At 45.1% G+C, this 21663-nt stretch carries 19 protein-coding genes; 7 read left to right on the top strand and 12 right to left on the bottom strand.

From position 1 onward, the window contains the following. Positions 1-278: 278 nt before the first annotated feature. From WG8_RS02995 to WG8_RS02985, 3 genes are all read left to right on the top strand, one after another. Positions 279-956, top strand: coding sequence for a GntR family transcriptional regulator (locus tag WG8_RS02995; protein WP_007428597.1), 678 nt, complete (start codon positions 279-281; stop codon positions 954-956). A 100-nt stretch (positions 957-1056) separates the two neighbouring features. Further along, positions 1057-2151, top strand: coding sequence for a mannonate dehydratase (gene uxuA / locus WG8_RS02990; protein WP_007428596.1), 1095 nt, complete (start codon positions 1057-1059; stop codon positions 2149-2151). Continuing rightward, positions 2148-3002, top strand: coding sequence for an SDR family oxidoreductase (locus WG8_RS02985; protein WP_007428595.1), 855 nt, complete (start codon positions 2148-2150; stop codon positions 3000-3002). The genes uxuA and WG8_RS02985 overlap by 4 nt, the downstream gene beginning before the upstream one ends. Before the next feature lie 201 nt (positions 3003-3203). On the opposite strand, the gene WG8_RS02980 is transcribed toward WG8_RS02985, so the two are convergent. From WG8_RS02980 to WG8_RS02970, 3 genes are read right to left on the bottom strand one after another with little or no spacing between them, the layout of a single operon-like run. Further along, entirely contained in the window at positions 3204-4091 is an 888-nt protein-coding gene (locus tag WG8_RS02980; protein ID WP_007428594.1) for an alpha/beta fold hydrolase, read from the bottom strand. An 18-nt stretch (positions 4092-4109) separates the two neighbouring features. Next, positions 4110-4616: a hypothetical protein gene (locus WG8_RS02975; RefSeq protein ID WP_007428593.1), complete on the bottom strand. Its 507-nt coding sequence runs from the start codon at positions 4614-4616 to the stop codon at positions 4110-4112. Further along, positions 4613-5224: a DUF2239 family protein gene (locus WG8_RS02970; protein ID WP_007428592.1), complete on the bottom strand. Its 612-nt coding sequence runs from the start codon at positions 5222-5224 to the stop codon at positions 4613-4615. The genes WG8_RS02975 and WG8_RS02970 overlap by 4 nt, the downstream gene beginning before the upstream one ends. A gap of 375 nt (positions 5225-5599) precedes the next feature. Between WG8_RS02970 and WG8_RS02965 the strand changes: the two genes are divergently transcribed. Further along, positions 5600-6166 (top strand): VanZ family protein, encoded by a 567-nt coding sequence (locus tag WG8_RS02965; RefSeq protein ID WP_198286430.1) that lies wholly within the window; start codon positions 5600-5602, stop codon positions 6164-6166. A gap of 199 nt (positions 6167-6365) precedes the next feature. Here the strand turns inward: WG8_RS02965 and WG8_RS02960 are convergent, their stop codons facing one another. The 3 genes from WG8_RS02960 to uxaC all read right to left on the bottom strand — a co-directional run bounded on the left by WG8_RS02960 (position 6366) and on the right by uxaC (position 11135). Continuing rightward, the gene (locus tag WG8_RS02960) at positions 6366-7775 is read right to left on the bottom strand and encodes an MFS transporter (protein WP_007428591.1); all 1410 of its coding nucleotides are present in this window, start codon (positions 7773-7775) and stop codon (positions 6366-6368) included. A 124-nt stretch (positions 7776-7899) separates the two neighbouring features. Beyond that, entirely contained in the window at positions 7900-9702 is a 1803-nt protein-coding gene (gene uidA, locus WG8_RS02955; protein ID WP_007428590.1) for a beta-glucuronidase, read from the bottom strand. A gap of 26 nt (positions 9703-9728) precedes the next feature. Then, positions 9729-11135 (bottom strand): glucuronate isomerase, encoded by a 1407-nt coding sequence (gene uxaC, locus WG8_RS02950; protein WP_007428589.1) that lies wholly within the window; start codon positions 11133-11135, stop codon positions 9729-9731. A gap of 204 nt (positions 11136-11339) precedes the next feature. On the opposite strand from uxaC, the gene WG8_RS02945 reads away from it, so the two are divergent. Beyond that, positions 11340-12533: an ROK family protein gene (locus tag WG8_RS02945; RefSeq protein ID WP_007428588.1), complete on the top strand. Its 1194-nt coding sequence runs from the start codon at positions 11340-11342 to the stop codon at positions 12531-12533. A 105-nt stretch (positions 12534-12638) separates the two neighbouring features. Here the strand turns inward: WG8_RS02945 and WG8_RS02940 are convergent, their stop codons facing one another. The 5 genes from WG8_RS02940 to WG8_RS02920 form a co-directional block, all read right to left on the bottom strand. Continuing rightward, complete coding sequence (locus WG8_RS02940) at positions 12639-13415, bottom strand: AraC family transcriptional regulator (RefSeq protein ID WP_043890721.1); 777 nt, start codon at positions 13413-13415, stop codon at positions 12639-12641. 25 nt (positions 13416-13440) lie between these two features. Continuing rightward, positions 13441-14016, bottom strand: a complete 576-nt coding sequence (locus tag WG8_RS02935) for a LysE family translocator (RefSeq protein WP_007428587.1) — start codon at positions 14014-14016, stop codon at positions 13441-13443. A gap of 142 nt (positions 14017-14158) precedes the next feature. Continuing rightward, entirely contained in the window at positions 14159-15040 is an 882-nt protein-coding gene (locus WG8_RS02930) for a MetQ/NlpA family ABC transporter substrate-binding protein (protein ID WP_007428586.1), read from the bottom strand. A 29-nt stretch (positions 15041-15069) separates the two neighbouring features. After that, positions 15070-15840 carry an SDR family NAD(P)-dependent oxidoreductase gene (locus WG8_RS02925; RefSeq protein ID WP_007428585.1) on the bottom strand — a complete coding sequence of 257 codons (771 nt, stop codon included), beginning with the start codon at positions 15838-15840 and terminating at the stop codon, positions 15070-15072. A gap of 5 nt (positions 15841-15845) precedes the next feature. Then, on the bottom strand, positions 15846-16307 hold the full coding sequence (locus WG8_RS02920) for an S-ribosylhomocysteine lyase (protein ID WP_007428584.1): 462 nt from the start codon (positions 16305-16307) through the stop codon (positions 15846-15848). Between the two features lie 266 nt (positions 16308-16573). Here WG8_RS02920 and WG8_RS02915 point away from each other — a divergent pair, with 266 nt between their 5' ends. After that, positions 16574-17377 (top strand): GTP pyrophosphokinase, encoded by an 804-nt coding sequence (locus WG8_RS02915; protein ID WP_007428583.1) that lies wholly within the window; start codon positions 16574-16576, stop codon positions 17375-17377. A 186-nt stretch (positions 17378-17563) separates the two neighbouring features. Here WG8_RS02915 and thrS read toward each other — a convergent pair whose 3' ends face one another. After that, on the bottom strand, positions 17564-19477 hold the full coding sequence (thrS, locus tag WG8_RS02910; RefSeq protein ID WP_007428582.1) for a threonine--tRNA ligase: 1914 nt from the start codon (positions 19475-19477) through the stop codon (positions 17564-17566). A 705-nt stretch (positions 19478-20182) separates the two neighbouring features. Between thrS and WG8_RS02905 the strand changes: the two genes are divergently transcribed. After that, on the top strand, positions 20183-21663 hold a 1481-nt coding region (locus WG8_RS02905), incomplete at its 3' end, for a fibronectin type III domain-containing protein (RefSeq protein ID WP_007428581.1).

Here is a 21663-nt window from a genome sequence, read left to right as displayed (position 1 = left end):
GCCAGTGTGCCCGCTTTGCTCCTCCCCGATGACGGAGGGGACACGCAGCATCCCGGCCAGATAGGCGATAGGCATGAGGTGTATAGCCGGGTGTTAGACAGACTAAATCAAAGAAAAAGCGGCAGACTAGGACGTGAAATAAAGCCCTAGTCTGCCGCTTTCTATTTCAACCTGCTATTTAACGATCTGGATAGATATAAAAATACACAGAGCTTACCAAATAAAATACACCATACTACCATACAAGTATGGTAGTATGGTTATAGGGAGGTGAATATATGGATGAAAGTATGTATCGCCACAGCGGATCGGCCGGAAATTCCGTCTATGCCCTGCTGAAAGAGCAGATTATTAGTCTTGAACTTCCGCCCGGAACCGCCCTGTCCGAGAAAGAGACTTCCGTCCGCTTTCAGGTTAGCCGGACTCCGGTTCGCGAAAGTTTTGTCAAGCTTGCCCAGGAAGGATTAGTGCTGGTTTTCCCGCAACGCGGTACAAAAGTATCTCTGATTGATACCGGGCTTGTCGAGGAAGCTCGCTTTATGCGCGAGCAGCTCGAATGCGCTGTGATACGTCTTGCCTGCACGAACTTTTCTGCCGACTGGCTTGCTAAATTGGAAGCAAACCTCGTACAGCAGCGTGAAAGCATTGAACGGCATGAAGGCCGGCGAATGTTCGACCTGGATGAGGCGTTCCACCGAATCCTGTTCGAAGGCTGCGGGAAGCTCGCAACGTGGGGCGTTATGCAGCAGTTGAATGTCCATTTTAACCGGGTACGCATGCTGCGGCTCGATACGAATCCTCATTGGAACCATCTTTATGATCAACACAGCAAGATGGTGGAATTCATACGCGGTAAGGCAGCGGACGAGGCGGAACGCATCATGCATGAGCATTTGAATCTGGGTATAGCGGATTTGAATGTCCTTCGGGGGCAGTACCCTGAATATTTTAAGTAGGTTTCAGATAAGGAGCGGGCGGTAGACGTCTGCTTTTTACTGAGCGGGCTTTTTATGTAAGCGTTATCCATTATCTTGAAAAAGGAAAGGCGGTGCGGTAATGCGAATGACATTCCGCTGGTTCGGAGAAGGCAATGATACGATTTCTCTGAAACAAATCAAACAAATCCCGGGTGTAGAGGGCATTGTATGGGCGCTGCATGATGTTCCAGCAGGAGAGGAATGGCCTTTGGCGCGCATTTTGGATATTCAGAAACAGGCCGATCAGGCTCGACTTCATCTTGATGTGGTGGAAAGCGTCAATGTACATGAAGATATCAAACTAGGGAGACCTACACGCGATCTTTATATCGGGAATTACATTCGGACCATTGAGAAGCTGGCCCAGGTTGGCGTTAAGGTCATCTGTTACAATTTTATGCCGATATTCGATTGGCTGCGGACTGATCTGCATAAAACGACCGAGGACGGGGCGACCGCGCTTTTTTTTGAAAAGGCCAAAATTCATGGCATTGACCCGTTTGAACTGGTACGCCAGATCAATGAAAACAGCGCACTTACAATGCCCGGATGGGAGCCGGAGCGTCTCGAACATTTGACAGCGCTGTTTGAAGCCTATAAAGATGTTACAGAAGAGGACCTATGGGAAAACCTGCAGTACTTCCTGGACGCCATCATCCCTGTTGCGGAACAAAACGGAATCCGGATGGCCATTCATCCCGACGACCCGCCATGGTCCATCTTTGGACTGCCACGCATCATTACGAGCCAGGACAATCTGCGCAAATTTCTGGCTCTGCACGACAGTCCGGCAAACGGCATCACTTTATGCAGCGGCTCGCTTGGCGCCAACCCTGATAACGACATCGTTGCTATGATTCGCGAATTTGCCCACCGCATTCCGTTCGCCCATATCCGCAACGTAAGGGTATTCGAAAATGGTGACTTCATCGAAACCTCCCACCGGACGCAGGACGGGAGCGTTGATATCACTGGTATTGTCAAAGCATACCACGATGTAGGATTTACCGGTTACGCCAGACCGGATCACGGCCGCCATATCTGGGATGAGCAATGCAGACCGGGCTACGGGCTATATGACAGAGCGCTCGGCATCATGTATTTATGGGGCTTGTGGGACGCGTATGAGCGAAATGCGGGCTTATCTTCCAACGAAAAGAGGGATGTGAATTGACTACTCTTCCCCTGCATCCGGCTTTGTCCGGAAAAACAGCGGTGGTAACCGGCGGTTCCGGCGTGCTGTGCAGCGTCATGGCCAAGGAGCTTGCCCGCCAGGGTGTCAGGGTCGCCATTTTGAGCCGTACTGCTGAAAAGGGCGATTTGACAGCAAAGGAAATCCGTGAGAGCGGCGGAGAATCCATCGCGGTTGCCTGCGACGTGACCGATGCTGAAAGCATGAAGCAGGCCGAAGAAACGGTCCGGCGCCTGCTCGGCCCGTGCGATATTCTAATCAATGGAGCAGGCGGCAACCATCCCAGCGCTAATACGAGTCTGGAGACGTTTCATCCTGAAGATCTGGACCAGGCTGGAATCACTACCTTTTTCGATCTTAGTGTGCCCGGCTTCCGCAATGTGCTTGATTTAAATTTTATCGGGACTTTAATCCCGACACAGATTTTTTCCAAAGGCATGATCGGGCGACCTGGCGCCGTGGTCCTTAACATATCTTCCATGAGCGCTCCCAGTCCGATGACTAAGGTTCCCGCCTACAGCGCTGCCAAAGCCGCCATCAATAACTTCACCCAGTGGCTGGCCGTACATCTGGCCGAATCTGGCATTCGGGTGAACGCCATTGCCCCCGGATTTTTCCTGACAGAGCAGAACCGGCAACTGCTCATCAACGAGGACGGCTCGCTTACCGAGCGCTCGGCCAAGATTATTGCCCACACCCCAATGCGTCGGTTCGGCGAGCCTGAAGACCTGCTTGGCACGCTGCTGTGGCTGGCCGATGAAACCGCGTCCGGTTTCGTTACCGGTACGGTCGTTCCGGTAGATGGTGGATTCATGGCCTATTCAGGGGTATAAGCCCTTCATTTTCAGCCCTTGCCCTTCCATATGAAGTGGCAAGGGCATTATTGTATCAATAACATCGTTCCAAGAGCACCGCCGCTTCCACCCGGGGCGAATGCGCCAAGGTTGGAAATTGATCAGCCCTGCGTCCCTGGGCCTACTCAGCCCCAGCGGGCACCACGGGACTCCGGCTGGTTGCTATTCAGGAAGCGCGTGTCAATTGCGACGAGCCGTTCGCTCTATGCCATCAGCGATTACTTTGTACAGTTGGTGCGGCAAGTCGTGTCCCATGCCGTCAACCAACATTAGCTCGGCGCCCGGGATGGCAGAAGCCGTGTCCTCACCACACGCCGGGACGAACAGGGGATCGTCCATCCCATGAATGACAAGTGCTGGTACTTTTATGGTCGCCAGCCGCGGACGACGGTCACCGGAGACAGCGATCGCAGCAATTTGTCGTCCGACACTGCCTGGATCGTAGGCTCGCTGGACTTCCTCCAGAATAAGCGCCCGATAAGCGTCCTCTTCAAACGGATAGCCGGTGCCGGCGATGCGTTTGGCAAAAGAGAGGCTGTGCGCCAAAAATCCTGCTTCATCCTCAAATGGGTTCGGTGCCGGTTTAGTCATCATCGCCATAACATCCGGGGAAGTTTGCGGAAGGGCGGGATTACCGGAACTGGACATAATGGAGGTGAGTGATAAAACCCGTTCAGGGTACTCACTGGCTGCAATCTGGGCGATCATTCCACCCATCGACCTGCCAACAAAATGTGCCCGGTCAATTGAAAGGGCGTCGAGCAGTCCGGTAGCGTCATTGGACATGTCATCGAGAGTGTAAGGGATGTCCGGTCGCTGTCCCGACATGAGAGTCGCCAGTGCGTCAAAATCCAGCGCCTGATAATGGCTAAAGTGTGTCGAGCAACCTGCATCGCGATTGTCAAAGCGGATCACGCGAAAGCCCCGCGCTGCTAATATCCGACAAAACGGAACCGTCCATCGGATCATCTGGGTTCCAAGCCCGGCGATTAGGATAATAGCCTCGTCATTTTCGTTACCGAAACTGTCATAGGCCAAATCAACGCCGTTGACTTTCAGGATGTTCATGATCATATTCTCCTCCAATTAATTTGGTATCGGAAGTTCTGCTATAGGCAGAAGGCGTGAATCTTCGATTGCTGCAGTCCGATGCCCGATACCGGCCAAGTAGTCTTGATGACTTGAAAAAGCAAGAAACGACTGCGCGCTGCTCTGGCGGATCAGCATGACAAGATCCCATCTTTCGTCTTCGGGTCCGATAAGAAACTCTCCGCCATCGCCAAGAAACATGACTTCACCGCCGCTTTCACGGAGAAATGGGAGGGTATGCTCAATATAGCGGTTGAAAGCTTCGGCACCGCTGATGGGGACCTCCGGTGTTAGTTCAGGATTGGCTGTGTAATCGGCAACATTACGAAATCGCAGCAGGTTCAACATGACGATGCTGCCCTCAATGCCTCGCTGCATGAACCTCATACCAGCACGTTGCGATGGTTCGATGTAACGAATAGATCCAAACTCCATCATAGCGGCTCCTTTCGTAGTTCCTTTTTTCATTCCAAATTTTTCACGCCTCCACTTGCTTTCATTCATAAGTTCCCTTCAGGGAATGCATTAGCGGCTAATCTTTTGATATGGTTCCTGATATCAGGTGCCCAGTCATCGATGAAGTGGTAAAAACGATCCAAATCACCAGCATACAGTGCCCGCAGAGCTTCTTCGTATTGATGGAAGTTCCCGGCCATAGCTGTCATAAAGTTATATGTTGCTTCTTGTGACTCTCGGATATTGCTCTGTTTTTCTCCAGCACGGCGAGCCTCATCAATGAGTTTTCGTAATGTTACCGACGCCCCTCCAGGTTGACTCTTGAGCCATTCCCAATGCCGTGGCAATAACGTAACCTCACCGGATACAACCCCCAGCTTGGGTCGACCGACCCGCCGTATAGGCTGGTGATTCACTTCCGTACCGGGTAGGTCACCTAACTGTTCTCCTAATCGTTTGAGCACATCATCTGTCTTCCCACGAAAATCAACATCTATTGGCTTCCCTGTGGAATCGTCAAATATAAGCAGCTGTGTGAGGTCTCTGTCATCCAGATTAGCCTTCACTGTAGAAACAACGTGCTGTAACGGACCACTGGCGACGACTCCCACACCCAAAAATGCCGTGCAGTAAAAGTGCGTTAGGGCATTACTCATGCTGGCCTCCTCTCTGATTGCCTCACCAATTATACCCGGGTAAAAATAAAAAAACAATATTACCCGGGTAAAATTTATTTTGTCGTTCGTTATGGAGGAAATAAATGCAAAATACGCGGCCTAAGAGGAACCGCGCTGTTGAGGGCTGAATACGGATTGAAGGATAGATGGAATCGTGATAGACTTTTTCATGGAGTGCCGTCACCTTTCGGTTGGTTTGTAGGGGTACAAATGATTTTACCGAGTTGACGACTCATTTTCTACCATTTAGTGGTTAATCGACAGGCTTGGAGAATGGTTTTACACGTTAGGTCGGCTTATAGTCAAAGCCGTTACGAATTTATAAACTGAACATCAGAGAATAGGCAGGAAGAAATGAAAAATGGAAGTATTATGAATAAACAAGAGAGAATTAAAACAGTCTTTTTATATGGAGTTTTCATTTGTTACATACTTTTTTTATTTAAATTATTGTTCTTATCAAGAGTTTCACTTTGGGATTTGTTAAATAGTCAAAGGACTTTAGATAGGTCAATCAATCTCATTCCTTTTTATAGTATAAAGGAATATATATTTAGCAACTCTGCCACTATAAAAAATTTCGCTTTTGCTAATGTGGTTGGCAATATAATTATCTTTATTCCTCTTGGCACATATTTGTCATTATTCAAAAACAATAAAAGAGTAATAACCCATCTGCTATTTATATTCATAGCGAGTTTATTTATTGAAATCATTCAGGGGCTTTTTGGCATTGGAGCATCAGACATTGATGACATCATTTTAAACTGTTTGGGTGGATTAGTTGGTATTTTAGGGTACAGGTTTTTATTGTTTATATTACGAGATGAGAAAAAAGTACGTACTGCAATCACAATACTATCAGCAATAGGATTACCTGTTTTATTATATTTATTATTTGTGGTGAAATTGCGCCTCTGAATATCTTTATTGCATATGCAAGATGACTGACAGATATTGATTTTGATTACTGTCAGGTTCGCATTAATAACGGAAAAGGAGGAAAGGATCGTATCGATCCGTTTCCTCCGTCATTTAAAGAACTCTTGGCCATGTATGTTGATTCAATGCTTAGAAAGCAGGCACTTATATAAGAGCTTTGGGCCCATTCTCTCTTAACTTAACTGTTTCTTTTTTTCTTCAAATCCTCGGCAAGCTGAAGAGTTCGATTTTTGCTTAACGGATAGATCAGAGCAATAATTAAGAACACAACCAGCATAATAATCGCTGGTGCCAGTGTACCCAGCATATAAATTCCATGCAGTGTTTTCTGTTCCTGTACCTCAAGATTGACATTGTAACCAACAAGACCGATGGCAAAACCTCCAATTCCTCCGGCTACCGCTTGACCAACCTTGCGGGAAAATGAATAAACCGAATAGATGGTTCCATCCTCCCTTAGGCCTGTTAAAGATTCATGATAATCAATAATGTCCGTTACAAAGGCCCAGATCATTAAATTAAAGAAAGCGTAACCAAACATACCGATAGCTGAAATGGCCACAAACTGATTTGCTGTAAGATCCGGTAAAAAGTAGAGCATTCCGTATACTATAACGGTCAGAAGCAGCCCCGTAGAGGTAACCTCTTTCTTACCAAATCTTGCAACCAGAGGCTTGGCCAAGGGAATGGCTATGAGAACGGTTACTACCTGCATTACTCCTACCAGACTCAATGCTGAAGCGCTACCAAAATAATCTTTAAACAAATATACGTTTGCACTTGAAATCAAGATTAAAAACACCATAAAAATTAACGATGCAACCAAAATTGAAATCAAAGGCTTGTTTTTAAGCAATCCCTTTAGTGTTGCAGACAAAGAAGATTTAGTCTTGTTATCTGAGTTGTAGGAAGTAATACGCTCTGTTGACAATCGGAAACATCCAATATAAGAAGCCAAGGATAAAATGGCGAAGAGAGTAGCAGCAAGTAATATTCGGTTTGCGTCTATCTTATTGTCTACAAAGATAATTAAAGGGGCTATCGCATTGACAAACAACTGAGCAATGGTGGCACCCAGCGTACGGAATGTAGATAAGGTGGTGCGTTCCACAGGATTACTTGTGATGACAGATGCCATTGATCCGTACGGAATGTTGACAGTACTGTACAAAGTCCCCCATAAAATATAAGTAACGTAGGCATAAGCAAGGTAAAAGCCATCCGACAGCCCGGGAATATGAATAAACATTAAGACCCCACTGATGACTAACGGAAATGACATTCTAAAAATCCATGGCCGGAACTTCCCATGTTTGCCCGATTTTCTTGTGTCGATAAATCTGCCCCACGTAATGTCCGCGAGCGCATCCCACAGTCTTGCGATCATAAATAGAACTCCTACAGCAACTGGGCTGATCCCCAGAATGTCCGTATAATATACCATCAAGTAAGCCCCTACGAGCATAAAGAAAAAGTCGTTCCCTAAATCTCCTAAGAGATATCCAAATTTATCTCTGAGACCAAACTTTCTGATCTGTGCACCTGATTGCTCAACTTTCAAATTTTTGAGGTCTGTTTGTGGATTCATAGTTATCCTCCCGGAAAATGTACTGTCAACATCTCGCCGTATATTTAATAAGTTCAATCGATTTTGTAAGCGCTATTAAATTAGGATTTATCTACCTCTAAAGTAAGGTAGTCTGGGGAGATCATTACTCCCCTTTTTTATGCCCGAAATCAGGAATTTGAATCCACCGTTTCCGTAATTCGTGGGCTGCCGCTTTAGGCTTGCGATCCCTGGTGAAGATCCCTTTTTTATTGCCCTGCACACGAATGATCCCCTGACTTGTAGCAAAATCAGCAAAATTCCACACCTGTTCTCCTACGAAATGGTCAAATTCATCGAACACTTCATGGTTTGCCTTGTAAAACTCCACTTGGTATTCTTCCGTGAACATAATGGGTTCCACATCATGGAGGCCAGCAACCGTATCAGCTCCATATTCAGTCATCATGATCGGCTTGCTTGGGCAGCGCCCCAACCAACTATTAAGCTCCTCGCGTAATTTGACTTTTGCAGACTCCAGATCTCCTCCATCAATATACCAGCCGTAATAACGATTGAAGGCAAGCACATCCACCAGCTCTGCAATTTTATCCTCCTTCGGCGAAGCCTCAACATGAGTAACCAAGGTAACTGGACGTTTTTGCGGATCCGCTTCCCTCATCAGTTCAATAAGCGGTTTGAAGTATTCATAGGCACCTTCTTCATAAGAAGCTGGCTCATTGGCTACATTCCACATCACTACGCAAGGATGATTTTTGTCACGTCTAACCAAATCTTTGATAACCTGCTGATGATGCTCAAAGGTCTGCACCTCTTTCCATGTGTTTTTCTTCTCACCACCAGTTAACATCACCAGAAAATTCAGGTCCAGGCCTACAGCAGGAGTTTCGTCGATGACCACAAACCCTTCCCGGTCGGCAAGACGCATGGTTTCTTCCGCATAGGGATAGTGAGCGGTGCGGAAAGAATTAGCCCCCATCCATTTCATCAGGTTAAAATCCATAATATTAGCGGCTTCATCCACCCCTCTTCCGTGAATGGGCGTGTCCTCATGCTTGCCAAAGCCTTTAAAATAAAACGGTTTGTTGTTGATCAGGAACTGTCCGTTCTTCACTTCTACAGTTCTCACGCCAAAAGGCTGCTCATACACGTCAATCAAGTTGTTATCTCGAACAAGCTCGACTTTCAGCGTATATAAATAAGCGTTTAAAGGCTGCCATAGCCGTACATCGGAGATTCTGACAGTGCCTTCCGCGCCGTCGGCTGCAGCTACTGCCTGTCCATCTTCATCTAACACGGTTATACGAACATCGACGGAGCTTGAAATATCTACAGTATAATTCACTACACCTGAATTACCGTCCATGTCCGTAACAATTGTGACATCTTGAATAAACGTTTGAGGTGTAGTGTAAATCTTCACGGGACGCTGAATTCCGGCATAGTTAAAGAAATCGAAATTGGGCCGGTTTTTTAGCTTTTTACCGCCTCCCGGAGTCTCGATCTCTGTATAAAGCCCTACCGGCAGCGTTGAAAAATCAACAATATTATTAACGGCCACAGTTAACCGATTTGCCCCGGCTTGAACATAGTTATTTAGAACGGCTTCGAAGGGAAGGAATCCTCCTTTGTGCCGGGCAACTAACTCACCGTTTACATATACCTTGGCCGTATGTGTGGCCGATCCAAACCTTAATACTATCCGCTCATCCATCATGACACTGGGCAACGTAAATTCTCTTTCATACCATACCCAGCCTACATGATCACGAATGGTAGCGGTTACTCCAATATCATTGAATGAGGAAGGAACTGCCATAGGAATCGTATCTTTTAACCTGGACTTATACCATTGCTCTGCAAAGCCTGTGCCTTGATCCAGCTTAAAGCTCCACACCCCATTAAGATCACTCAAACTGCGAGTTTCAGTCATAATTGGATACAGCATAAATAGCACCCCTTATAATAATTGTGTTATCTTTGAAGGAAAAATTGACGAGCATTATAGTAGCTGATGTTCTCCGCCAATCGTCCAATATGGTCCATATCATAGGGAACCCGTCCCTGTTCAACCCATTCACCTATCAGATTGCATAGTATACGGCGGAAATATTCATGACGGGCATACGAGAGAAAACTTCGGGAATCCGTAAGCATGCCTATGAAACGGCTAAGCAGGCCTACATTCGCCAAATCCTTCATCTGCTTTTCCATTCCATCAATATGGTCGTTAAACCACCATCCGGAACCAAACTGAATTTTTCCCGGAATCCCTTCCTCATAATAATTCCCCATCATACCAGCCAGAACGGCGTTATCTTTGGGGTTCAGATTAAATAGCACGGTTCTCGGAAGACCATTCTCTCGGTCAAGTGCATCCAGGTAACGGGAAAGCCCCTCTGCAAAGTTAGCCTCACCAATGGAATCAAAGCCTGCGTCCGCACCGAGAAGCGTTTTCATTTTGGTATTGTTGTTTCTCATGGCTCCCATGTGAAGCTGCATGACCCACTTTTTCTCAGCATACAATTTACCTAATTCTTTGAGAAGATAAGCACGGTAGGTCGATATTTCCTCCTCATTAAGCGGTTGTTCACCACACAACCTTTTGCTGAAAACCTGCTGCGCTGCTTCTTGAGATACTTCAATAAAATGAAGCTTCTGGATATCGTGGTCCGAAGCGCGCCCCCCAAGTTCATGGAAATAATCTATCCGCTGTTTCAAGGCAGCTATAAGATCCTCAACATGTTTTATTTTATATCCAGTGATGGAATGCAAACGATCTATCCAGGATACGAATGCCGGATCATCAATATTAAGCGCTTTGTCTGGACGAAAGGTGGGAGCGATAACGGACTTGAAAGATGGATCTTCGTTCAAAAGTTTATGGTATTCTAGTTGGGACAGCGGATCATCCGTTGTGCCAATGAACTTTACATTCGCTTTTTCTATAAAAGCTTTTGGCGTAAATTGTGCCTGCTTAAGCTTTTCATTGCATTCTTCCCAAATTTCGCGGGCGGTAGCTGGGCCTAACACCTTCTCAATACCAAAAAACCTTCTCAACTCCAGATGTGTCCAGTGATACATTGGGTTACCAACTAAATGGGGAACCGTCTCCGCCCATGCCTGGAATTTCTCCCAATCCTCCGCCTCTCCGGAAATGTACCTTTCTCCGATTCCATTCATTCTCATAGCTCGCCACTTATAATGATCTCCCCCCAGCCATAACTGAGTGATACTGGTGTATGTTTTGTTTTCCCAAATTTCTTTAGGATCCAAGTGACAATGAAAATCGAAAATCGGCAGGTGCTTCACTTTGCTTTCAAACAAATCGATAGCTGTTTCTGTATTCAAAAGGAAATCCGACTCCATAAATGATTTCAAGTTCCACCTCTCCTTGCGCTGAATTTCATTCTGTGTAACCCCTTACAAAATTAATTAGTTTATTAAACAAATTAATGATAAGATCACATTATCAAGTTATTTCTCCCATGTCAATCTTATATTTCATAGGACAAGTTTTTAAATGCTTTAAATGTTATACTGAGAAATAGAATATGTATATCGTTTACAAATTGGAGGCTTTAGATGATTACAGGCGATGCTTCTTACATAAAGAAAATTAACCGATCACTTATCATAAGAGAAATTGTAAAGGAAGGAATGATCTCAAGAGCAGACCTTTCAAAACTGACAGCTTTAACGCGTGCTACTATATCCGTACAGGTTTCCGATTTGTTAGAAGAAGAACTTGTTGTGGAAAAACAACTAGAACATAATTCGGTTGGTCGGAGACCGATTATGCTTTCGATTAACGCAAAGGCTGGATATACATTGGGGATTGATCTGGATGCAGGGCATATTTCTTTTCTTGTAACCGATCTGTTAGGCAATTCACTGTCATCTGCGACCATACATGTTGAATCTAACAGTTATAATGAAATTCTATCTCTTCTGACCCAGCAAATTGCGGAGTATATTACCAAATACTCCGATAACCGATACGGAATTGTAGGTATCGTTATTGCAGTTCACGGCCTGGTCTCTTCGAATGAAGAAATTCATTATATCCCTCGTCTGGGCTGGAGCAGTGTATCGTTAAAAACCGATTTGGAAAAGGCCGTTGGTATTCAGATTCATATCGAAAACAATGCAAACCTAAGCTCTTTTGCTGAAAGTGTATTTTGGCATCATGAAACAGACAGTCTTCTTTCCCTCACACTCTATTCAGGCATCGGACTTGGAATGATCATAAACAACAAATTTTATCGTGGCCATGATGGATTTGCCGGTGAGATAGGCCACATGATCGTTGCGCCGGATGGCAGACCTTGTGAATGCGGCAATAAAGGTTGCTGGGAAAAGTACGCTTCGGAGGCCTCTGTGCTGTCCACTTTGGCAAAGCAAAAGAAGCTGCCTCATGTTACTTATGAGCAGGTTCGTGACTGGATTAATAGCGAGGATGAAGAGGTTCTGGGAACGATGGAGCAATTTATTAATTATCTCTCTATCGGGATTAACAACATAATAAATATTTTAAATCCTGAGACGATCCTTGTAGATAGCGAGCTTTTGCGTATTTATCCGGACTCCATTGACAAAATTAAGCAGAAGCTGACCTCAAAAACAAGCCATTATAAAAACCTGCTCATTTCCTCTATTGGAGAGAAATCCACCATTCTCGGCGCATGCGCATTGGCTATTCAATATTTTCTTGATGTGCCTGTATTAAACTTGTCTCATAATTTTGAAAAATCATCTACCGAGCCTACAAAAAAATAGTAATTCCTATTTGTAGAAGCATAAAACAACCTTTGCCAACTTTTAGTGTCAGCAAAGGTTGTTTGTCATGGGCTGTTACTTCAAATCAACTTCCCATTTTCCTTCTCAATTCATATGTGACATATATTCAAACGCTGTTGTTCCATATATGCTTTTAAAGTGTTTATTTAAATGGGTTAAATCAACAAAACCGCATGCAGCTACTGCTGAATATATATCTCTATTTTTTTCGATCAAAAGCTTTGCACGTTCGATTTTGCAGTTAAGAAAGTATTGGTAGGGTGAAATTCCAGTATGAGCCTTGAATAACCGGATAAACTGAAATTTCGATAAATGAATCTCTTTGCAGATCTCATCAAGCTTAAGTACATGTTCCAAGTTGGCATGAAGCATATCCTTTGCTGTTCTAATTAGTGCGTTATCCTTCTTGTCGTCTATAGAATGACTGGTCTGAATAAGGCTATCCGTGAGGGATAAAAACAATTCGCAACACAACGCTTCATCTTTCTCGCTCAATATGGCATGAGAAAGACTTAATACTCGTTGTTCAAGTTTACGATCATACACAATAGGAGTTGAAAAACGTACGATATCCTTTTTCTCTATAGCCTCTAAAAGCAATTTGGGCTCAATATATAGCATGACATAATCAAGGCCAGCCTTATCATGTGCCATTCCGTCATGGACCTGTTCCGGATTAAAAAGCATAATTCCATTTTGATAGGATAATTGTAAACTACCATTCAAATTATACTGTTGAATACCACGCAATGTTACGCCTATTGCATACTCCTTATGAGCATGCCTTTTATACTTAAATTCAGTCATACTTGCTGACAACGCAGTAACACCTGCCGATTTTTTATAGACAAACTTGTCCATTTCAAACACCTCTGCATAAGCTTAGCTACATCCAGATCATGATGGCAGCATAAGCTAAAAATAAGGTCATCATTACATTAACAATCTTACTATGCTTCTGTAAAAATTCCTTGAAGATTGTACCGAAAAGAACCCATGTCACAAATGCTAAAAATCCAATAAGAGTTATAGCGACAATACTTATCGTCACCGCAGGTATTGCGATATAGTGAGGCATAATAAAACTAGGGATTACAGTCATTGTAAATAGTACTACCTTTGGATTTAAAAACTGCATCAGGAAGCCTGACATAAAGGTAGCCGTTTGGTTTACGGTTGGATTGGATGTATCCATTTTGTAAACTTGATATGCAAGATAGAACATATAACAGCTTCCGATTATCTGCATCACAATTAAAATTTTCGGTATGATCGTTACAAGCATAGTATTCAATATAGCAGAAATAACAAGTAATAAACCAAAAGCAATCGTTGCTCCATACGTATATTTCATTGCCTTTTTTGCACCAAAATTATGCACTGTGGATAATATGACGATATTGGTAGGACCCGGTGTAAAAGTGGCAATCATACAGTAAATCAAAAAAGATGTAATATCCATGAGAATGCTCCTTTCAAGCTCTTCTCATATCCTACATCTTAAAGTGAAATGTCATATAGTATATTATTGCAGTACCTCCAACTGTACTTACACAACAAAATAGTTCAAACCATGATAAACATGATTTGAACTATGCTTTTACTCATTTTGAAGACTGGCCTTCCAAATAAGAAACAGGCTCTTTAACCTCTACTTTGGTGCCTCCAAATTCATCTTTAATGTATTTTTGAGTATCCTCGTTATGGTAGAGGGCTGCTAATTTTTGCAGTCCTTTGTCATTTTCCTTATCGGAAGTAGTAACCAGGACATTAATATTGTTTTTGGTTGACTGACTGATCTCTTCGTGGAACAAGGAATCCTTCAGCACATTCAGGCCACCCTCTAAAGCAATCGTATTCCCGATCAATACCAAGCCCACATCTTGGATGACACGTGGTCCTGTCTTATCGTCGATCAACTCGAATTTCAGGTGTTTGGGATTGCTGGTAATATCATTGACTGTACCTAAGGCATCATTAAAGTCAGCTTTAAGCTTAATTAGACCAGATGCCTCCAACAGCTTCAAGCCCCTTGCTGTATTGGCCGGGTTATCTGCCAAAGCCACCACAGCCCCGTCGGTCACTTCATCAATGCTTTTAAACTTCTGTGAATAAATTCCCATAGGCTCCAGATAGGTTGTGGCTATAGCTTTCAAATCGGCTTTGCTCTCTTTGTTGTAGCTCACCAGATACGCCCACGATTGGAATGCATTCACGTCCACATCACCATCTCTGGTCGCATTGTTCGTTTCGATTCCACCGTTAATATCTTTCACCTGGATGTCGAGCTTAGCGTCCTTGGCTGCCTGAGAATCGGCAATATGTCTCCAAATCTGGGCGTCAGAGCCCATGGAGCCGATGACTACTTTTTGCGTTTCCGAGCCGGAAGTGGTGCCGGAGCTGTTACTTTCAGTGCTTTTATTACCGCATCCTGCGGCTACCAATAATAAACTAATTCCTAATAGTACAGCGAATGATTTCTTCATCTATATTTCCCCCAGATCATGCTAGTATGCTAGTGCATCGTCATTCCGCCTGTAACATTAATCGCTTGTCCTGTCATATATGCGGAGAGCGGACTTGCCAGAAACAGCACCACATTGGCAATATCCTTCACCTCGGCCGTTCTCCCCAAAGGTACCTGCGAACAATCTTCCTCGTATATTTCTTGAGCAGTCATTCCGCGAATGATGCCCCCTTCAATTCGTTCACGATGTTTCATCGGTGTTTCTACAATACCGGGACATACCGCGTTGACCAAAATGTTATGCGCAGCAAGCTCAATGGCCATCACCTTAGTCAAGCCGAGAACCGCATGCTTGGAGGCACAATATCCACCCATGGCCCGATAACCATTTTTTCCAGCCTGCGAGGCAATCTGAATAATTCGTCCTGGCTTATGTGCATCCACCATTTCTTTGGCAAAACGTTTGGACGCTACATACAATCCGGTTGAATTGATCGAAAATACTTTTTCCCAATCGGCTAATTTGGAGTCAATGACATAATCCATCGTAGAAGTGCCTGCGCAGTTCACCAATATATCAGGAACTCCCGCTTCGTTGAGCAGTACATTGCACCATCTGTCGATATCATCTGGCCTGGAAATATCCAAATGCGTTTCAACCAACTGCGGATGGACTACTCTATACGGATCATCATAAGAAATATCAGCAGAAATCACTTTTGCTCCGCTTTGAATGAAAAGCTCGACAATCCCCTTGCCTATACCTGACTTGCCGCCTGTCACTACCGCTGTCTGATTAGATAAGTCAATCGAAATCATGGATTTTAAAATACTCTTTCAAAAGGATCGCGGCTAATGCCAGCCTCCAATACAATCTTCACATATTCCTGCGCTGAAAAAAGAGAGTGGTCCTTGTAGTTCCCGCATTCCAAGGCAGTAACAGCTGGAACCTCAGTCGTTTCCAGAATTCGTTTCAAGGTTTTTTCCAGCGCAAGTGCAATTTCCTCAGGCTCATGCTCATTCCATAAAATCAGGTAGAATCCCGTTCTGCAGCCCATCGGAGAAATATCGATAATCCCTTTGATTTCATCTCGCAGATACGTCGCTAATAAGTGCTCCAACGTATGTACAGCGGCTGTTGGAAGTGCATCTTCATTCGGCTGCAAAAATCTCAAATCATACTTTTGAACCGTGCTCCCTTTTTCGTCGTGTTCTACTCCAGCCGCTCTTACATAAGGGGCTTTTACAATCGTGTGATCCAGTTGAAAGCTTTCTACTTTTGCCATTGTTCTCATCCTCATTTTCTATAATTTATATTTAATAATCTAAAGAAGCTAATCTGAAGTTTCTCTATTTTTCTAAAAATAAAATGCTGCAAATCAACATTTTTGTAATTATACATCGGATTACTCGGCTTTACCACCCTAAATAATTGTTTTTTCCTCCTGACCTGCTTTGCCTGCGGGTTTTGACATAGTGTACAATATATAAGGTAGTGCCTATATACGAAATAGATCGAGGACATCGTAAGCCTCATTGAGGAGAATGCCCTGTGAATGAACCGGATTGGAAGCACTTGAATGCTGTCCCTTTGCCCCTACAGGAATTTCAGCTGCAGCTGGATCAGAACAATGTGAATGCCAAGCAATTGGAGGAGTGGAGAAAAATCCCTGTCCTGTATCAGTTGGCTTTGGAGGAATTAAAGAACAAAATTAAGCTGATTCAAACCGAATGGAAGCTGTTGGACGGTTTTAGCCCGATTGAGCATATTAAAACCCGTATCAAAGAGCCACGCAGCATTGTGGAAAAGGTTCGGCGCAAAGGGTATGAAGTTACCCTGGATAATATACTGCGTGAAATTCATGACATCGCAGGAATGCGAGTGGTATGCGCTTTTGTCAAAGATATTTACCGTCTGATGGATCACCTCCGTACACGAGAAGACATTCGTATCCTGGAGATCAAGGACTATATCGCCCATCCCAAGCCCAACGGATATCAGAGCCTTCATGTCATTGTGGAGATTCCGCTCATCCTGTTTGAAGGCACACGCTGGATCAAGGTTGAAATTCAGCTGCGCACACTGGCTATGGATTTTTGGGCCAGCATGGAGCATATTTTGTACTATAAGTTCGATAAGAAAGTACCTGAGCATGTCGTTAACGGATTATCCGAGGCGGCACGTGCCACTTATGAGCTGGATCAGAAAATGTTGAAGCTGCGAAGCGAAATATTATCGCTGAGCGAGGAGCAGGATCTAGAAGAATCCTCCGAGCAGCCAACAGCTGCGGAACCTTCTTCGAAGACACTTTCCCTTGCCACGGATCACGCTGAATCCCGACCACAGACCTGCTAGACATTCATGTAGATGATCACTTGAACATTAGGCTGAGGCATCAACAGCCTTGGTTCAGCTTTACACTTGCTAATTATGCATTCTGTAATATAAATAAAGAGCACTTAAAACCACATTCAACGCGGTTTTGAGTGCTCTTTTGCTCTAGATTCTTTTATCTTGCTCTAACTTCTTTTATTCAAGAACTTACTGCTTCTCGCGAATCTCTGTGCTGATTTTCTCAACGATATCCGCAATGCTGAGTGATCCCAGATCACCTTCGCCCCGTTTGCGAACCGCTACAGTACCGGTTGTTTTTTCATTTTCCCCAATGACGAACATATATGGAACCTTCTCCAATTGCGCTTCACGGATTTTATAACCCAGCTTCTCATTGCGAGTATCCACTTCGACACGCAGACCTGCTTGCAGCAGCGCTTCCTGCACCTGATTGGCAGTCTCGATATAGTTCTCGGATACAGGCAGCAGCTTCGCATGGACAGGCGCCAGCCACAATGGGAATGCACCTGTAAAATGCTCAGTCAGGATGCCCATAAAGCGGTCGATCGATCCATAAATGGCACGGTGAATAACAACTGGACGGTGCTTCTGGTTATCCTCTCCCACATAGGTGAGGTCAAATTTCTCAGGCATTTGGAAGTCCAATTGGATCGTTCCGCACTGCCAGCTGCGTTTGAGCGCATCGAGAATGTGGAAATCGATTTTCGGACCATAAAACGCGCCATCGCCCGCATTGATACGATAGCTGATGCCCAGGTGATCCAGTACGTTTTGCAGAGCTTGCTCCGCTTGATCCCACAGCGCTGGCTCGCCCATAAAGTCATCCGGGCGTGTAGACAGCTCCACCGTAAAGTCAAAGCCAAACACACTATACATTTCGTTAATCAGCTTGATTACGTCGGTAATCTCCTGCTCAATTTGACCTGGTGTTACAAAAATATGTGCATCATCCTGACAGAATGTACGAACACGCATCATACCGTTCAACGCACCGGACAGCTCATGACGATGCACTTGTCCAAATTCCGATATGCGAATCGGCAGATCGCGGTAAGAATGAAGCTCATTTTTGAACACAAGCATATGTCCCGGGCAGTTCATCGGTTTCAAAGCAAATGTCGTTTCATCTACTTCGGAGAAGTACATATTTTCTTTGTAATGCTCATAGTGTCCCGATTGCTCCCATAGACGATTGTTCATCATCAGCGGTGTACGTACTTCTTCGTAGCCATGCAGGCGTTGAATTTCACGGGAGTAATCCTCCAGCGCAGTACGGACAACCATACCTTTAGGCAGGTAGAACGGCATACCCGGTGCTTCTTCGGAGAACATGAACAGCTCCAGCTCTTTACCCAGCTTGCGGTGGTCGCGTTTTTTCGCTTCCTCCAGCAGGTGCAGATGCTCATCCAGTTGCGCTTTTTTCGGGAACGCAGTTCCGTAGATACGCTGCAGCATCTTGTTGTTGGAATCGCCTCTCCAGTATGCGCCCGCTACACTCAGCAGTTTAAAAGCTTTGATGCGGCCGGTAGATGGCAAATGCGGGCCACGACACAGGTCAAAAAATTCGCCCTGATCATAGATCGTAATTTCCGCATCCTCCGGCAAATCACGGATCAATTCCAGCTTCAATGGATCTTCCAGCTCTCCAAAAATACGAGTTGCTTCCTCACGGCTGACAGCGCGACGTGTAATCGGCAGATTTTCCTGAGTGATCTTGGCCATTTCCTTCTCGATCTTTGCCAGATCATCAACGGACAACGGGTTTTCGATATCAATGTCGTAGTAGAAGCCACTTTCAATGACCGGGCCAATACCGAGCTTCACGTTTTTCTCACCATAAATGCGTTTGAGAGCTTGTGCCAGCAAATGTGCTGTACTGTGACGATAAATTTCCAGACCGTCCCCACTGTCCAGCGTAATAATTTCAAGGTCAACGTTCTGATCCAAAACAGTGTTCAGATCTACAGCCTTCCCGTTCACCTTACCTGCTACTGCGTTCTTTTTCAGACCGGAGCTGATCGAACCCGCCACATCGGCAATCGTTACGCCTTGCTCGTACTCGCGTACGGCTCCATCCGGCAATTTCACTTGAATACTCACGATTAAAGCCTCCATTCTTATTGTGTGCTATAGCTATATATCAAAATTGAACGCAAAAAAACGCCTCTCTCCCTCAAGGGACGAGTGCGTTCAGCTCGTGGTTCCACCCTAGTTCGGCCCGCTCCTGTACATACATGCACAACATACGTGACCCTCCATTGGTATCCGTTAACGGGGATAAGTCGGTGGGCGCTTACTGATGCTCGCTGTCACATTGCACAGCTGCACGTTCAACGTCACGGCTACAAAGGGGTAACTTCACATGTGGATGCCGGAAAAGCTCTCAGCCTTGGCTTTTCTCTCTGAACGGTCCTTCAAGGAAATCATGTCTTTGGTCAATGCCTTGAGTATTACTATATGCTACAGCATTATAGATGAAATTTGCAGCTATTTCAAGAGGGGGTTTGTGTAAGTGTGCCTCCACGCTGTGACATTACATTCCATGAACCCTTTCCTGCGGAAATTCGAACAATTCCCCCCGTTAGACAGGTAATATTACAAAGTTGTGAGATAATGTATTTTTTTCATTCTATAAATGCGCTTTAATAGTATTGTAACTGTACTTATTAGCAATCCAAGTAAATATGAGAGGGGAATGAAGAGAGGGGGATATGGGGAAACGATACAATCTTTCCCGCAGTACAGGAAAGCGCTTCAAAGACAAAAACATAAAGCTAACAAATTTAATAAAAGGAGGAAATGAAAATGAAGAAGAACACCCATATGATTTGCAGCTTCATGCTCGTACTGGCTCTACTGGTAGGTTTATTTCCGGTAATGCCTGTGCCTGTTCATGCGGCGGGCGGCTATTCCGGAGCGCCGCAAAAATTATCCGTACCTCCATTAGCATTTGATGAATCAAAAATTGTACTTACCTGGGAAAAGCCGGACGACTATTACACAAGTGCAGTAAAAATCGTGGACTATGAGGTATTCCGGGATGGAATCAGTCTCGGTCTTGCAAGCGATAATTTTAAAGAGAATTACTCCTATGTTAATGCGTATATGGACGCATTTTACGGGAAATTGAGCGCACAGCATCATCGGGTCAGTATTCTTTCCTTTACGGCGACCGGTCTAGCACCGAAGACGAATTATGAGTTTAAGGTGCGGGCCGTTTACGCCGACAAGACAACGTCTGCTTTTAGCGCGCCGCTTATCTTTTCAACCACGGCTACACCTATCGTTATAGACGCCGCCAACTATGGCGCAAGCTATATTACCTCTATTTCTGGCGTCAATGCCGACTATAAAATTCGGCGCGCAAACAACAATGCAACGGTTATAAAGAAAATCGAAGACAACACCGCCGCGATACAGGCTGCGATCGACGCCACCCCTTCAGGCGGCAAAATTGTATTGAAGGGAAGCGGAGACAATGCGGCGCCTCGGTATTATACAAGCGGCGCATTGTTTCTGCACAGCAATATGACCTTCGAAATTGAAAAAGGGGCTGTGCTTCTCAGTTCTCCTGTTTTTGACCACTACTCGCGCAGCCTTCTGGTTTATCCTTATTCACAGGATATCCGGACATATGGCCTGTTGAATGCTGTAACCTGGGACTATGGTTCCTTGGAGAACATCCGCATCGTCGGCAAGGGCGCAATAGACGGCAACGGATGGAAGAATACCACCGGAAGCGGCTTACAGACCAAAACGGCGAATGATCCATCTCCCGGTTTTGCAGATCCAACCGGAAATGGCTGGAGTTTGCCGAACTACCAGGAAGGCAACAACACCAATGTTGATAATAATAGCGAAACTGATTCCGCCTCGGTAAGAGGCATCCTCGCGGCTGATGCGATGTGGCAGTCTCGTCAGGATCAAACACCGAATGCCGGTACCGCCCAATTCTACAATGCCCGCCCCAACCTGACGGTAGCGCGCGGTGTGCATGGCCTGTATTACGAAGGGCTGACCTTCTATAATCCGGCATTCCACGGAATCGTCAGCTATCAGTCCGAGCAGATTGCTGTGAACGGCGTTTCTGTGATGAGTTTCGACGCCAACAACGGCGACGGTGTCGAGTTTGGTGACTGCCTTGATCTTTTGGTCATGAACAGCTTTTGGGATACTGGCGACGACGCCATCAACTTTGCAGCCGGTCAGGGCACGGTCGTACGCAATTTGGCTAACAAAGTGGCAAGCGGAGAGGGCCGCGTTGTCAATAACTTTGTACGCAACGG

Source organism: Paenibacillus sp. Aloe-11, assembly GCF_000245715.1.
GTDB lineage: Bacteria > Bacillota > Bacilli > Paenibacillales > Paenibacillaceae > Paenibacillus > Paenibacillus kribbensis.
The sequence above is the reverse complement of the archived record's forward strand: the minus strand, read 5'-3'. Positions and strand labels throughout refer to the sequence as shown.

Excerpts from the sequence above, each read along its gene's own strand:
- WG8_RS02995 (WP_007428597.1), top strand. The coding sequence starts at position 279 with ATGGATGAAAGTATGTATCGCCACAGCGGATCGGCCGGAAATTCCGTC.
- uxuA (WP_007428596.1), top strand. The coding sequence starts at position 1,057 with ATGCGAATGACATTCCGCTGGTTCGGAGAAGGCAATGATACGATTTCT.
- WG8_RS02980 (WP_007428594.1), bottom strand. The coding sequence starts at position 4,091 with ATGAACATCCTGAAAGTCAACGGCGTTGATTTGGCCTATGACAGTTTC.
- WG8_RS02975 (WP_007428593.1), bottom strand. The coding sequence starts at position 4,616 with ATGAATGAAAGCAAGTGGAGGCGTGAAAAATTTGGAATGAAAAAAGGA.
- WG8_RS02970 (WP_007428592.1), bottom strand. The coding sequence starts at position 5,224 with ATGAGTAATGCCCTAACGCACTTTTACTGCACGGCATTTTTGGGTGTG.
- WG8_RS02965 (WP_198286430.1), top strand. The coding sequence starts at position 5,600 with ATGAAAAATGGAAGTATTATGAATAAACAAGAGAGAATTAAAACAGTC.
- WG8_RS02960 (WP_007428591.1), bottom strand. The coding sequence starts at position 7,775 with ATGAATCCACAAACAGACCTCAAAAATTTGAAAGTTGAGCAATCAGGT.
- uidA (WP_007428590.1), bottom strand. The coding sequence starts at position 9,702 with ATGCTGTATCCAATTATGACTGAAACTCGCAGTTTGAGTGATCTTAAT.
- WG8_RS02945 (WP_007428588.1), top strand. The coding sequence starts at position 11,340 with ATGATTACAGGCGATGCTTCTTACATAAAGAAAATTAACCGATCACTT.
- WG8_RS02940 (WP_043890721.1), bottom strand. The coding sequence starts at position 13,415 with ATGGACAAGTTTGTCTATAAAAAATCGGCAGGTGTTACTGCGTTGTCA.
- WG8_RS02935 (WP_007428587.1), bottom strand. The coding sequence starts at position 14,016 with ATGGATATTACATCTTTTTTGATTTACTGTATGATTGCCACTTTTACA.
- WG8_RS02930 (WP_007428586.1), bottom strand. The coding sequence starts at position 15,040 with ATGAAGAAATCATTCGCTGTACTATTAGGAATTAGTTTATTATTGGTA.
- WG8_RS02925 (WP_007428585.1), bottom strand. The coding sequence starts at position 15,840 with ATGATTTCGATTGACTTATCTAATCAGACAGCGGTAGTGACAGGCGGC.
- WG8_RS02920 (WP_007428584.1), bottom strand. The coding sequence starts at position 16,307 with ATGGCAAAAGTAGAAAGCTTTCAACTGGATCACACGATTGTAAAAGCC.